The organism is Paracoccus mangrovi (assembly GCF_042648425.1).
GTDB lineage: Bacteria > Pseudomonadota > Alphaproteobacteria > Rhodobacterales > Rhodobacteraceae > Paracoccus > Paracoccus mangrovi.
Window position 1 is genome coordinate 89,776 of the sequence record NZ_JBHRXJ010000010.1, and the last position, 13,583, is coordinate 103,358.

At 66.6% G+C, this 13,583-nt stretch carries 14 protein-coding genes; 9 read left to right on the forward strand and 5 right to left on the reverse strand.

Features of this window, described 5'->3' with window-relative positions:
* The first annotated feature begins 6 nt into the window (after positions 1-6).
* Genes ACFOMH_RS13855 through ACFOMH_RS13870 form a run of 4 tightly spaced genes read left to right on the forward strand, consistent with a single transcriptional unit; the run spans position 7 to position 2,307 of the window.
* Positions 7-615, forward strand: a complete 609-nt coding sequence (locus ACFOMH_RS13855) for a glutathione S-transferase family protein (protein ID WP_377745147.1) — start codon at positions 7-9, stop codon at positions 613-615.
* Complete coding sequence (locus ACFOMH_RS13860) at positions 612-1,214, forward strand: LysE family translocator (protein ID WP_374421879.1); 603 nt, start codon at positions 612-614, stop codon at positions 1,212-1,214. The genes ACFOMH_RS13855 and ACFOMH_RS13860 overlap by 4 nt, the downstream gene beginning before the upstream one ends.
* On the forward strand, positions 1,211-1,681 hold the full coding sequence (rnhA, locus tag ACFOMH_RS13865) for a ribonuclease HI (protein WP_374421877.1): 471 nt from the start codon (positions 1,211-1,213) through the stop codon (positions 1,679-1,681). Before ACFOMH_RS13860 ends, rnhA begins: the two co-directional genes overlap by 4 nt.
* Positions 1,682-1,704: 23 nt before the next feature.
* A complete protein-coding gene (locus ACFOMH_RS13870) occupies positions 1,705-2,307 on the forward strand; it encodes a trimeric intracellular cation channel family protein (RefSeq protein ID WP_374422232.1) in 603 nt (200 codons plus the stop codon).
* Positions 2,308-2,366: 59 nt separating this feature from the next.
* On the opposite strand, the gene ACFOMH_RS13875 is transcribed toward ACFOMH_RS13870, so the two are convergent.
* The 3 genes from ACFOMH_RS13875 to ACFOMH_RS13885 all read right to left on the reverse strand — a co-directional run bounded on the left by ACFOMH_RS13875 (position 2,367) and on the right by ACFOMH_RS13885 (position 4,455).
* Positions 2,367-2,690, reverse strand: coding sequence for a VOC family protein (locus tag ACFOMH_RS13875; protein ID WP_377745150.1), 324 nt, complete (start codon positions 2,688-2,690; stop codon positions 2,367-2,369).
* A 110-nt stretch (positions 2,691-2,800) separates the two neighbouring features.
* Positions 2,801-3,202: a group III truncated hemoglobin gene (locus ACFOMH_RS13880; protein ID WP_374421874.1), complete on the reverse strand. Its 402-nt coding sequence runs from the start codon at positions 3,200-3,202 to the stop codon at positions 2,801-2,803.
* Positions 3,199-4,455 (reverse strand): FAD-dependent oxidoreductase, encoded by a 1,257-nt coding sequence (locus ACFOMH_RS13885; protein ID WP_377745152.1) that lies wholly within the window; start codon positions 4,453-4,455, stop codon positions 3,199-3,201. The genes ACFOMH_RS13880 and ACFOMH_RS13885 overlap by 4 nt, the downstream gene beginning before the upstream one ends.
* A 181-nt stretch (positions 4,456-4,636) precedes the next feature.
* Here ACFOMH_RS13885 and ileS point away from each other — a divergent pair, with 181 nt between their 5' ends.
* The gene (gene ileS / locus ACFOMH_RS13890) at positions 4,637-7,552 is read left to right on the forward strand and encodes an isoleucine--tRNA ligase (RefSeq protein WP_377745154.1); all 2,916 of its coding nucleotides are present in this window, start codon (positions 4,637-4,639) and stop codon (positions 7,550-7,552) included.
* On the forward strand, positions 7,545-8,612 hold the full coding sequence (gene mgrA, locus ACFOMH_RS13895) for an L-glyceraldehyde 3-phosphate reductase (RefSeq protein WP_377745156.1): 1,068 nt from the start codon (positions 7,545-7,547) through the stop codon (positions 8,610-8,612). Before ileS ends, mgrA begins: the two co-directional genes overlap by 8 nt.
* Before the next feature lie 4 nt (positions 8,613-8,616).
* On the opposite strand, the gene ACFOMH_RS13900 is transcribed toward mgrA, so the two are convergent.
* Complete coding sequence (locus ACFOMH_RS13900) at positions 8,617-10,524, reverse strand: hypothetical protein (protein WP_377745157.1); 1,908 nt, start codon at positions 10,522-10,524, stop codon at positions 8,617-8,619.
* Positions 10,525-10,831: 307 nt separating this feature from the next.
* Positions 10,832-11,110 carry a DUF2312 domain-containing protein gene (locus ACFOMH_RS13905; RefSeq protein WP_377745159.1) on the reverse strand — a complete coding sequence of 93 codons (279 nt, stop codon included), beginning with the start codon at positions 11,108-11,110 and terminating at the stop codon, positions 10,832-10,834.
* A 122-nt stretch (positions 11,111-11,232) separates the two neighbouring features.
* On the opposite strand from ACFOMH_RS13905, the gene ACFOMH_RS13910 reads away from it, so the two are divergent.
* The 3 genes from ACFOMH_RS13910 to ACFOMH_RS13920 all read left to right on the forward strand — a co-directional run bounded on the left by ACFOMH_RS13910 (position 11,233) and on the right by ACFOMH_RS13920 (position 13,568).
* On the forward strand, positions 11,233-11,460 hold the full coding sequence (locus ACFOMH_RS13910) for a hypothetical protein (RefSeq protein ID WP_374421862.1): 228 nt from the start codon (positions 11,233-11,235) through the stop codon (positions 11,458-11,460).
* 1 nt (position 11,461) lies between these two features.
* Positions 11,462-11,911, forward strand: coding sequence for a D-aminoacyl-tRNA deacylase (gene dtd / locus ACFOMH_RS13915; protein WP_377745161.1), 450 nt, complete (start codon positions 11,462-11,464; stop codon positions 11,909-11,911).
* A gap of 193 nt (positions 11,912-12,104) precedes the next feature.
* On the forward strand, positions 12,105-13,568 hold the full coding sequence (locus ACFOMH_RS13920) for a DEAD/DEAH box helicase (protein ID WP_377745162.1): 1,464 nt from the start codon (positions 12,105-12,107) through the stop codon (positions 13,566-13,568).
* Positions 13,569-13,583 lie beyond the last annotated feature (15 nt).

Sequence of the window (13,583 nt, forward strand, 5' to 3'; positions counted from 1 at the left end):
TTGACGATGCGACTGCTTTCGATGCCTTCGTCGGGAAACAGCTACAAGGTGCGGCTGCTGCTGGCCCTGTTGAAACGCCCCTGCGAGATCGTCGACGTCGAATATAAGACCGAGGCGCTGGAAGGCGCCCGGTCCGCTGGCCGCCTGCCCTTTGGCAAGGCCCCGGTGCTGGAACTGGACGATGGCCGGCTTTTGCCGGAATCGAACGCGATCCTGTGCTGGCTGGGCGAAGGCACCGCGTTCGTGCCCGCCGATCCCGTCCTGCGCGCCGAAATGCTGGGCTGGATGTTCTGGGAACAGAACCAGCATGAGGGCACCGTCGCCGTGCGCGGCGCCCTCATGTTCTATCCAAGCCGCCGCGTGCTGGCCACGCCCGAGCGGATGGCCGAGTTGCTGGAACGCGGGCATGCGCATTTGCAGATCATCGAGGACCGGCTGGCGGGCGGGCGCGACTGGCTGGTGGGCGATGCCCCTAGCCTCGCCGATATCTGTCTTTACGGTTATACCCATACGGCGGGCAGCCGTGGCGGGTTCGACATGGCACGGTTTCCGGCCATCGGGCGCTGGCTGGACCGCATTACCGCCCTGCCGGGCTATAAGGGGTTGGACGCATGAGCTGGGATTACCTGTTGACGGCATTCATTGTCTGCGTCTCGCCGGGGATCGGCGTCGTCTATACGCTGTCGATGACGCTGGGGGGCGGGATGCGGGCCGGGTTCTGGGCCTCGGTCGGCTGTACCATCGCCACGGTCTTTCACATGCTGGTCGCGATGGCCGGGCTGGCGGCCGTCCTGCATGCCAGCGCGGTGCTGTTTCAGGCGGTGAAATTCGCCGGTGTCGCCTATCTCTTGTGGATGGCCTGGGCGGTGCTCAGGGACCGGGGCGGCATGTCGGTCGCGCCCGCGACGCCCGCGCCGGCCGGGCGCATCGTCTGGCGCGGCATCCTGTTGAACCTGCTCAATCCCAAGCTGCCGCTGTTCTTCATGGCGTTCCTGCCGCAATTCATGCCGGCGGGCGCGGGCATGGGGTTGCTGGTCGAGCTGGGCGCGGGCTTTTCGGCCATGACCTTCGCGGTGTTTCTGGGCTATGCGGCGCTGGCCGCAAGCGGGCGCAATGCGCTTTTGGCCTCGGAAAGCGCGATGCGCTGGCTGCGGCGGGCCTTCGCGGCCAGCTTTGCGCTTTTGGGGCTCAAGCTGGCGGTGGCGCGCGCATGACACGGCTTTTCGCATGGACCGATGGCGCGTGCAGCGGCAATCCCGGCCCCGGCGGCTGGGGCGTGCTGATGCGCGCCATGGACGGCGATCAGATCGTCAAGGAACGCGAATTGTCGGGGGGCGAGCCCGACACCACCAACAACCGGATGGAGCTTATGGCCGCGATCAGCGCGCTTGAGACGCTGACCCGCGCAAGCGAGATCACCATCACCACCGACAGCGCCTATGTAAAGAACGGCGTGACCCAATGGATCCACGGCTGGAAACGCAATGGCTGGCGCACCGCCGACCGCAAACCGGTCAAGAATGCCGAGCTGTGGCAACGGCTGGATGCCGCGCAGGCGCGCCACAAGGTGCGCTGGGAATGGATCAAGGGCCATGCCGGCCATGCCGAGAACGAGCATGCCGACGAATTGGCCCGGGCCGGCATGGCCCCCTATAAGCCCGTGACAAAGGCCGCATCGTGACGCTTGGCACGCTGGTCACGGTCATGGACTATGCCAGCGTGCTGATTTTCGCGCTGACCGGGGCGCTGGTCGCCAGCCGGGGTCAGCTCGATCTGGTAGGTTTCATCTTTTTCGCCACGCTGACCGGGATCGGGGGCGGGACGCTGCGCGATCTGGTGCTGGGGCGCGATCCGGTTTTCTGGGTCGACCGGCCCGCGCTTCTGGTGCTGACGGCGGCGGCGGCCTGTGTGGTGTTTCTGACCGCGCATCTGCTGGAAAGCCGCTATCGGGCGCTCTTGTGGCTGGATGCCTGTGCGCTTGCGGTGGCGGTGCCGGCCGGCGTCGGCGTCGCCTTGGCCATGGGGGTCAGCCCGGTGGTCGTGGTGGTCATGGGGGTGATGACCGGCAGCTTTGGCGGGCTGATGCGCGATGTCATCAGCAACGAGGTGCCGCTGATCCTGAAACAGGGTGAACTCTATATCACCGCGGCATTCGGCGGCGCGCTGGCGGCGGTGGTGCTGATGGCGCTTGGCTGCGGGCGCGGCTGGGCGCTGATCATCTGCGGGATGGTGGTCTTTGCCCTGCGCGCGGGCAGCATGAGCTTTGGCTGGAAGCTGCCGGTCTATAAGGCGCGGCCGCCGCGCTGATCGCGCGCCGCGCCCTTTGGTCCCGACACCCTGTCCCGTCCTGGCCCAAATATCAGGTATCAGGTATCGGACCAGATCGCCATTTCGGTGCCGCCGGGTTCGCGGAAATGAAAGCGCTGGCCCCCCGGAAAGGCAAAGATCGGCCGGGTGATTTCACCCCCCGCCGCGCGCACCCGCGCCTGCGCCGCCTCGATATCGTCGGTCCACAGCACCACCAGAGGCGGCGCCAGAGGGCCGGCCGCAATGCCGCCATCGACACCGCCATCGGTGATTTCCTGATATTCGGGGCCGTAATCCTTGAACCCCCAGTCAAAGGCGTCCCTGAAGAACCGCTGTGTCGCCGGCAGATCGGGCGAGGAGAATTCGATATAGTCGATTTTCATCGGATGCCCCCAAAAAATGACAGGTTCATCCTGTTTGTCGCCCCCCGCCCCATATCGCAAGTCCGCGCATTGCCGTGATCACGGCAAAGTCACCGCCCGCCGGGACCGGGTTATTTCAGCACCGGCGGCCCGGGCGCACGTTCGCGCAGATCCTCGACGCCCATGCGCAGCCCGGCGCCGATCCGGTGCGCAAGCTCTGACCAGGCGCGCGCCGCATCGTCAGGCAGGGTGCGGCGCAGCGTTTCGTCAAACAGCATCAGCCATGGCGCGAAATGCTGGGCGCGGACATCGCCCGCGCGCATATGCACCTGCATCGGATTGCCGTCATAGTTGCGTTCGTAAAGGATCGCGTTCTTCCAGAAACGGGCGATCTTTTCCTCGTGCTCGGGCCAATCGGTGACATGCCCGGCAAAGATCGGGCCAAGCACCTCGTGCCGGCGGATGGCGGCGTAAAAGACCGCGACGACGCGGTCGATCTGTTCGGGGGTGACGGAAAAGCGCGGCGGGATCATGCGCGGGATATGGGGGCGGCCCGCGCCGCGCGCAATGCGGCAGCTTGTCCCGATGCGGGCTGCGGCGCATGGCTTCCGGCCAAGGGCGGGATCATCGTGCCCGCGACCAGCCGCGTCAGCGCCTGTCGCACCCCCGGCAGGCCCGAACACGGCGCCAGCACCAGATCGCGCAGGACCGGCAGGCTGCGGCTGCCCGATTGATACATCGGCGTAAAGGCCGCGCTCATGCCCTGATAGATGCGGACATGCCAGCGCCGCATGGCGGCGTAATCGGGCAATGCCTCGTTCAGCCCCGCGCGCAGCGCATGGCTCAGCGCCAGCGCATCCAAAAGCGCCATATTCGCCCCCTGCCCAAGCTGCGGGCTGGCGCGATGGGCGGCGTCTCCGATATGGACAAGCCCCGGCGCATGCGGCCTGCCAAGCGTGCCATGGCTATAGCGCGCGACGGTCATGTCGGCATTCCGCCGGATCGGCTCCAGAAACGGCGCCATCTCGGGCCAAAGCGCGGTGACCCCGGCCTTCCACCCCGCAAGCGACGCCTCGGGCCAGGCCTCAAGCTCGGCCAGGGGCATCGACCAGAACACCGCCGCAAGCGGCGTCGCATCCCCCGCAAGACGACCGATCGGCAGGATGCCCGCCATGCGGCTTGCGCCGTGATAGCGCTGGCGCAGCTGGGTCCGGGTCAGCGCCGTCCCGGACGGCCAGGGGACGGTGCCCCAGATCGCACCATAGCCCAAGGGCCGCGCCCGCAGGGGCGAGATGCGCGAGCCCGCGCCGCTGGCATCCACGACCAGATCGAAGGGGCCGTATTCGCGCCCGTCCCGCAAGCGCAGGATGCGTTGATCCGAACCCCGCTGCCCCGCCCCGACCAGCGGCGCGTTCTCGACCTCGGCCGAGGTCACCACCGGCAGGCCCAGCCGGGCGACCCGGTCCCATAACAGCTGAAACAGCGCCGCGCGGTGAATGCCGCGTCCGGGCGCGTCGCCGGGATAGGACACGTCCAGCACCCGCCGCCCGCCCGCGCCATGGCCCAGCATATGCGCGATCGGGCTGGACAGGCGGCACAGATCGTCGTCCAGACCGATCAGCCCCATCACCGCCTGTCCGACCGGCTGGATCACCAGCCCGGACCCGACCGGGCGGGGGCAATCGAAACGTTCGAACAGGGTGGGATCGTGCCCATCCTCGGCCAAAAGCGCCGCAAGGGCCAGCCCGCCGATGCCGGCGCCGATAATCGCGATACGGTATCCCATGGCCGCAGCCTTGCCCCAGCCCGCGCCCAAGCACAAGCGCTTGCAGGGGCTTGGCCGGTTTCCTATAACCCGCTTCATGTTCAGCATGGGCCGGATTCAGCGAATTACCCGCCCGGCGGCGTAGGATCCCCTCGCCGCCGGGTTACGCATGCCTGCCCTGCCACCGAAGGATCCCCGCCAGATGAGCGACACCACCCCGACCGCGCCCGATTACCGCGACACCGTTTTCCTGCCCCAGACCGATTTTCCGATGCGCGCGGGCCTGCCGCAGCGCGAACCGGAATGGCTGGCGCGGTGGGCCCGGATCGGCATCTATGACCGCCTGCGCGAAAAACAGGGGCGCAAGCCCTTTATCCTGCATGACGGCCCGCCCTATGCGAACGGCAACCTGCATATCGGCCACGCGCTGAACAAGGTGCTCAAGGATTTCATCACCCGCTCGCAGCAGATGATGGGCCGCGACGCGCGCTATGTGCCGGGCTGGGACTGTCACGGCCTGCCCATCGAATGGAAGATCGAAGAGGAATACCGCAAGAAGGGTCAGGACAAGGACGCCGTCGATACCATCGAGTTCCGTCAGGAATGCCGAGCATTTGCCGACCGCTGGATCGACGTCCAGCGCGAGGAGTTCAAGCGTCTGGGCGTGATCGGCAATTGGGACGCGCCCTATCTGACCATGGATTTCCACGCCGAGGCGGTGATCGCGGCCGAGTTCATGAAACTGCTGATGAACGGGTCGCTGTATCAGGGCTCAAAACCGGTGATGTGGTCGCCGGTGGAAAAGACCGCCTTGGCCGAGGCCGAGGTCGAATATCACGACCATACCAGCCATACGATCTGGGTGCGGTTCAAGCCGGTTGCGGCGGCGCTGGATGGCGCATCTGTCGTGATCTGGACCACCACGCCCTGGACCATCCCGCAAAACCGCGCCGTGGCCTACAACCCCGGCATCGCTTACGGCCTTTATGAGGTCGGCGCCGTGGCCGAGAACGCCACCGCCCAGAGCGGCGAAAAACTGGTGCTGGCCGATGCGCTGGCCGAGGGCGTGATGACCGCGGCCAAGGTCGAAAGCCACAAGCGCCTGCGCGATGTTGCGGCGGATGAACTGTCGGGCCTGATCCTCGCCCATCCCTATCGCGGGATCGAGGGCGGCAATGGCGAATGGGATTACGACGTCCCGCTGCTGCCCGGCGATCACGTCACCGATGACGCGGGCACGGGCTTTGTCCATACCGCCCCCAGCCATGGCGATGACGACTATCAGCTGGGCCTGAAATACGGCCTGCCGATGACCTATAACGTCGAGCCGGACGGATCATATCGCAAAGACCTGCCGGTCTTTGGCGGGCTCGCGATCATCCAGCCCGATGGCAAGGACGGCCCGGCCAATGTCGAAAACATCAAGCAGCTGGCTTATGCCGGCGCGCTTTTGGCCAAGGGCAAGGTCAAGCACAGCTATCCCCATAGCTGGCGCTCGAAAGCGCCGCTGATCTATCGCAACACACCGCAATGGTTCGCCGCCATCGACAAGGCGCTGGATGACGGCATGGGCGAATACGGCGCGACCATCCGCACCCGCGCGCTGACCTCGATCGACAAACTGGTCAAATGGACGCCGCAGACCGGGCGCAACCGGCTGTTTTCCATGGTCGAAAACCGCCCCGATTGGGTTCTGTCGCGCCAGCGCGCCTGGGGCGTGCCGCTGACCTGTTTCGTGAAAAAGGGCGCGCGACCCGACGACGCCGATTTCCTGCTGCGCGATCAGCGCATCAATGACCGGATCATCGAAGCCTTCGAGAAAGATGGCGCAGATATCTGGTATCGCGACGATTTCAAGGCGCGCGTGCTGGACGGGATCGTCAACCCCGACGATTACGATCAGGTCATGGACGTGCTGGATGTGTGGTTCGACAGCGGCTCGACCCATGCCTTCGTGCTGCGCGACCGCGACGATGGCGCCCCTGACGGCATCGCCGATCTGTATCTGGAAGGCACCGACCAGCATCGCGGCTGGTTCCATTCCTCGCTTTTGCAGGCCTGCGCGACCAAGGGGCGCGCGCCCTATCGCGGCGTTCTGACCCACGGCTTCACGCTGGATGAAAAGGGCATGAAAATGTCCAAATCGCTGGGCAATACCGTCGCGCCCGCCGATATCATCAAGGAATACGGCGCCGATATCCTGCGGCTTTGGGTGGCGCAGTCGGATTACACGACCGACCTGCGCATCGGCAAAGAGATCCTGAAAGGCACCGCCGACAGCTATCGCCGGCTGCGCAACACGCTGCGTTTCGTGCTGGGCAATCTCGACGGGTTCTCGGACGCCGAACGCGTCCCGGTCGAGGAAATGCCGGAACTGGAACAGTGGATCCTGCACCGGCTGGCGCAGATCGACCACCAGCTGCGCAAGGGCTATGACGCCTATGACTTCCAGGGCGTGTTCCAGAGCGTGTTCCAGTTCGCGACCGTGGACCTGTCGGCATTCTATTTCGACATCCGCAAGGACGCGCTTTATTGCGACGCGCCCGACAGCCGCCGCAGGCGCGCGGCACGCACGGTGCTGGACATCCTGTTCCACCGGCTGGTGACATGGCTTGCGCCGATGCTGCCCTTCACGATGGAGGATGTCTGGCTGTCGCGCTTCCCCTCGAAACAGGACAGCGTGCATCTGCATGATTTCCCGGTCACGCCGGCCGACTGGCTGAACGAGCCCCTGGCGCGGAAATGGGATGCGATCCGCCGCGCCCGCCGCGCCGTGACCGCCGCCCTGGAAATCAAGCGCACGGACAAGGTCATCGGCGCCAGTCTTGAGGCCGCGCCGGTGGTGCATGTGCGCGACGACGATATGCTCAAGGCGCTGAAATCGGTCGATTTCGCCGATATCTGCATCACCTCGGGGATCAGCCTGACCGCCGATCCGATCCCGGACGAGGCGTTCCGCCTGCCCGATGTGACCGGCGTGGGTGTGGTGTTCGAGCCGGCCGAGGGCGAGAAATGCCAGCGCTGCTGGAAGATCCTGCCCGATGTCGGCAGCCATGCCCATCCCGGCACCTGCGCCCGCTGCAACGAGGTCCTGAACGAGGAGCTGTCCGATGGCTGAACGTCCCGCCTATCTGAACGCGGGGGCGCGCTATACCCCCGCGCCCGACCGTTACGCGCGGATGGAATATCGCCGCAGTGGCAGATCGGGGCTGAAACTGCCGGCGGTCAGTCTGGGTCTGTGGCATAATTTCGGCGAGGACACCCCCCATCAGACCAAGCGCGCCATCTGTCAGGCGGCCTTTGATCACGGCATCACCCATTTCGATCTGGCCAATAATTACGGCCCCCGCCCCGGCGCCGCCGAAGAGGCCTTTGGCCAGATCCTGCGCAGCGATTTCGCCGGTCTGCGCGACGAGCTGATCATCAGTTCCAAGGCCGGCTATTACATGTGGGACGGCCCCTACGGCGAATGGGGCAGCCGCAAATATCTGATCGCCAGCTGTGACCAGTCGCTGAAACGGCTGGGGGTCGATTATGTCGACATCTTCTATTCGCACCGCTTCGACCCCGACACGCCGCTTGAGGAAACCATGGCGGCGCTGGATCACATCGTGCGGTCGGGGCGCGCGCTTTATGTCGGGCTTTCCAGCTATAATGCGCAGCGCACCCGCGAAGCGGCGGCGATCCTGCGCGATCTGGGCACGCCCTGCCTGATCCATCAGCCCAGCTATAACATGCTGAACCGCTGGGTCGAGCGTGACGGGCTCCTGGATGCGATGGACGATCTGGGCATGGGCTCGATCGCCTTTACCGCGCTGGCGCAGGGCATGCTGACGCGCCGCTATCTGAACGGCATCCCCGGCGACAGCCGCGCCGCACAGGGCAAATCGCTGCACCCCGATTGGCTCAATGAGACCAGCCTTGCGGCGTTGCGCGGGCTCAACGACATTGCCGAGGCGCGCGGCCAAAGCCTTGCGCAGATGGCCATCGCATGGGTGCTGCGTGGCGGGCGGGTGACCTCGGCGCTGATCGGTGCCTCGCGGCCCGAACAGGTCGTCGAATGCGCGGGCGCGGTGGCCAATACCGATTTCACGCCCGACGAGATCGCCCGGATCGACGCGCTGTGCGCCGATGTGGGCGATATCAACCTTTGGGCGCGCTCGTCGGAAGAGGCCTGAGACCTCAGCCCAGCCACAGACCTTCGCGGCGCAGGCGATGACGGATCGCCTGTTCCGTGGGCGGGGGATCCTCATCGGCGAAAAGCGGACGCAGCACGCGCCGCCCCTCGCCCGCGACGATCAGGCGCTGGACCGCCTCATCCCCGGCCAGAAGCGGCGCGATCACAGGATCGGCGGCCAGATCCTCGATCAGATCCAGAACCGGCTCGGCCTCGCGCGCATAAAGTAGCGGCAGGTTGCGATAGTGACAGCTGACATCCCCGTCCAGCCCGGCCAGTTCCGGCCCCGGACGACCGCCGCCAAAGCCATGCACGACCAGCGGCAGCGCCACCTGATCCAGCCAGGGGTCAAGGCTTTGACAGGCCAGCGCATCGCCCGGCTCGTCGCGGATGGCGCTGGCATATTCGGCGAAGCGGCGGCCGAATTCCGGGCCATCCGTGCCCAGAAACCAGCCGGCGTTAAAATAAAGATAACGTTCCCAATGCTCATCCGGCTGGGCCATGTCGAGCGAGCTGGCGAAATCCAGCCCGAAACGGTCATAAAGCGATTTCCAGATCGCGCCATAGCCCGGCCCATAGGGCGGCGGTTCGGGCCATGTGGCCGTGCGCCGCATCGAGGCCGAGGGGCGTGAGAAATCCACTGCCAGCCCCGCCAGCTCGCCCATGATCAGGGTGTCGCTGTCGAAAAAGATGAAGGGCCGCCCCGGGGTCAGAAGCGCCAGCGCCTCGATCTTGTTGCCATAGGGATAGGCGCGGCCGAACCGGGTCGCGGTAAAGGGCAGGATCTCGGCCCCGAATGCGGCCAGCGCATCGCGGACCGGGGCGGGCATGGCGATATCGGCGCCCTCCCACGCGGCCTCGGGGCGCGGCTCGGCAACGATAAGCCGGCCGCGCCAATCCGGGGCATTGCGGCGCAGGCTGGCCGCGAACAGCACCGCCTCGACCCCAAGCCGGCCATTCTGTCCGACGATCAGAATGTCGAATTCGGGCGCGGGCTTTGCGGCGGCTTTGCGGGCGGATCCGGGCGCGGGTTTGGCGGCGGCTTTGGCGGTGGTCTTACCGGTGGTTTTGCCAGCGGCCTTGCCGGCGGGCTTGCGCGCGGGGGCGCCGTCCTTGCCGGCGGGGCCGGCGGGCGGAGGTGGTGCGGCGGGTTCGGCCCTTGCAACGGCGGGCGTCGCCGCGACGGGCTTGGCCGGGCTGGTTTTGGCCTTTTCGGTTTCGCCCTTGCCGGCTTTGTCATTCCCGGTTTTGGCGGCGCTTGTCTGAGCCTCTCCGACCTTGGCGGTGCCGGATTTGTCTTTGCCAGTTCTGGCAGCAGTTGCCTTGGCGGTGCTGGCTTTGTCTTTGCCGGCCTTGGCATTACTGGCCGGGGCCGGCGGGGTCTCGGCTTTGGCCTCGGGTGCTGTTTTGGGGGCCTTTGCGGCGGCGCTCTGCCGGGGCGCGGTCTTGGCGGTGGCGGCAACTCCGGCGGCGGGGACCTTGCCTTTCCCCCCCGGCTTTTTCACAGGCTCTTTCGCAGCCTTTTTCGCGGCGTCATCCGCCGGACCTGTGGCGGCTTTTGTCCCGGCCGGATCCCCGGCACCTTCCGCCGCAGCGGCCGGGGCCGGTGCTTTGTTCACGGACGGGTCGGACGCGGGGACAAAGGCGGGCGTGGCCCGGGCTGCCTTTGCGGCATCGGTCGGCGCGGCGGGGACAGGCGCGGCGGGGACGGGGGCGGCGGCATCATCGGCGCGGCCCGCCTTGCGCGCGGCGCGCTCTGCCTGACGGGTGGCGCGGCGCTCTTCGCGCTCAAGGCGGTTGGCCTCTTTGCGCGCGGCGCGCGCGGCGGCGCGATCCCCGGTCGGCTGTTCCTCCGAGGCATCCTTGGCCTTGGCTGCCCGATCCGCCCGCTTTCCGGCCTTGTTGCCCGTCATCGCGTTTCTCCGAAAGACTGTGATACTGTTTACCGTCCCCTGATAGCCCGAGGCATCGGCCACGGCCAGCCCCGCTCTGTCGCATCCGTGCCGCAGCCGCCCCGGCATGGGCGCGAACCGCCGGTTTTCCGTGTAAACCTCGCCCAAAAGGCAGGTTTACCTTGCGTCAACGAAAGGGCACGGTACATGCGCCGTTCAAAGATTTTCTCTTTTACAGGTACGGCAAGACCGGGTGGACGGCGTCACCGGCCGCCTCCCGGTCGTCCGCTTTGGTCCTGGCGCGCGCATGCCCCAGGACCAAAGCGGATCAGCCCATCCCCAGCGCGCTCTTGTAAAGCTCGATCAGAGCTTCCTGTTCGGCGATATCGTCCTTGTCGCGCTTGCGCAGCGAGACGATCGAACGCATGGCCTTGGCGTCATAGCCGCGCGCCTTGGCCTCGGCATAGATTTCGCGGATCTGTTCGGTCAGATCCTTCTTTTCGGCCTCAAGCCCCTCGATCTGTTCGATGAACTGGCGCAGCTCATCGGCCGCCACGTTATAGGTCGCGTCATCGCTCATGGTGGTGTGTTCCCTTGCCTCATCCATGCCGGCAGGGGCCGGCTGCCCATTGGCCAAAGGGTCTAGGCGGTCTTGCGGGCGGGTGCAATCACCGCTAGGCCCGTCGCCGGCACGGGGCCGGACCAAAGGCCCGCCGGACAGGGGGTAAGATGACGATCTGGGACGGGCTGATCTGGGGCGGGACGGCGTTGACGGCGGCGGGGCTTGCGGCGCTGGTCTGGTGCATCGTGACCGCTGCCCGCGCCAAGGCGCGCGGCCTTGCCGATGACGAGATGCGCGCGGTCATGCGCCGCGTCGTGGTGGTGAACATGGCGGCGCTGGCGGGATCGGTCTTCGGGCTGATGTTCGTCGTGCTTGGCATCATGCTGGGCCGGTGACATGCGCGCGCTGATCCAGCGGGTCGCCGAGGCCGGGGTCACCGTCGACGGCCGCAGCACGGGCGCGATCGGGCCGGGCCTTCTGGTGCTGGTCTGCGCCATGCAGGGCGATCCCGACGACGCGCCCGCAAAGCTGGCCGCACGGGTGGCCAAGCTGCGCATCTTTCGCGACGAGGCGGGCCGGATGAACCGCTCGGTCCTTGATGTGGGGGGCGCGGTGCTTGTGGTCAGCCAGTTCACCCTGGCCGCCGATACCCGCACCGGCAACCGCCCCGGTTTTTCCACCGCCGAGGCCCCCGCCCGGGGCGAGGCGCTGTATCTGCGCTTTGCCGAATGCCTGCGCGATCAGGGCCTTAGGGTCGAGACCGGCGAATTCGGCGCCGATATGCGCGTGGCGCTGATCAATGACGGACCGGTGACGATCTGGATGGACAGCGCCGAGCGCGCTTGACTTTTCGGCGCCGAACCCTCATCTGCGACAAGTTGCCGCCCGCTGCCGCGTGAGCAGCCGACGCGAAACCCGCGTCAGGTCGGCACGAATTTCCGGTTTCCCAATCACGCGGGGAGGCTTGCGGGCAATGCGTATCCTGCCCGCCCCTCGCAATCCGCCGCACGACCGGAACGCCCGGCCGCGGCCCCTTGCCATGTCCGCCGATACGCGGGCGGCATGGCCGAAAGACGTTATGACGACTGAAAACTCCCGCCCGAACCGTTCGGGCAAGCCGCGCCATCAAGACGGTGGCAAGCCGCGCTTCAACCGCGCGCCCAAACCCAACCACAATCACAACCCGCGCCGTCACCGCGACGAGCCGGAAGAAAAGTTCATCCGCCGCGCCATTCCCGATATCGACACGCCCTTTACCCAGATGGGGATCGACGCGCGCGTGGCCATCAACCTGCCCGGGCTGGGGATCGAAACCCCCTCGCCCATTCAGGAAAAATCCATCCCCGGCATCGTTGCCGGCCGCGACCTGCTGGGCCTTGCCCAGACCGGCACCGGCAAGACGGCGGCCTTTGGCCTGCCGATGCTGACGCGGCTTTTGAACATCGGCCGCAAGCCCGAGCCCCGGACCTGTCGCGCGCTGATCCTTGCGCCGACGCGCGAGCTGGCCACCCAGATTGCCGAGAATATCGACAATTACGCCGCCGGCACCCCGATCCGGCAGTTCCGCGTCGTCGGCGGCGCCTCGATCAACGTGCAGGTGCAGCGTCTGGAACGCGGCGTCGACGTGCTGATCGCGACGCCCGGCCGGCTGATCGACCTGATCGAGCGTGGCGCCATCGACCTGTCGCAGACCGGCTATCTGGTCCTGGACGAGGCCGACCAGATGCTGGACATCGGCTTTATCCACGCGCTGCGTCGCATCGCGCGGATGCTGCCCAAGGAACGCCAGACGCTGCTGTTTTCGGCGACCATGCCCAAGCTGATGGCGGAACTGGCCGACAGCTATCTGACCGATCCGCTCAAGGTCGCGGTGAACCCGCCCGGACAGGCCGCCGAAAAGATCGAACAGGGCGTGCATTTCGTCAATCAGGGCGACAAGGCGACGCTGCTGGCGGAATATCTGTCCAAGCATACCGACGAGCTGGCCATCGTGTTCGGCCGCACCAAGCACGGCTCGGAAAAGCTGTCGAAGCTTCTGGAGAAATGGGGCTACAAGGTCGCCGCCATCCACGGCAACAAGAGCCAGGGGCAGCGCGAGCGCGCTTTGGCAAGCTTCCGCGCCGGCGACACCAAGGTGCTGGTGGCGACCGATGTGGCGGCGCGCGGTCTGGATATTCCGCAGGTGGCGCATGTCTATAACTATGACCTGCCCAATGTGCCGGAAAACTATGTCCACCGGATCGGGCGCACCGCCCGCGCCGGCCGCGACGGCCGCGCCATCGCCTTTTGCGCCCCCGCCGAGATCGGCGAATTGCGCGCCATCGAAAAGGCGATGAAGGCGCAGATCCCGGTCGTCGGCGGCGAGCCGCCCTTTGAGGTCGCGAAAATCCGCGAACGCGGTGGCCCGGCCGGTCGCGGCGGCCCCGGCGCGGGTGCCGGTACGGCACGCAAACGTCCGGCGCGGCGCCCCTCGCGCGCGCCGAAATCCGCCCCCCGCGGCTGATCCGACGCAAACGTG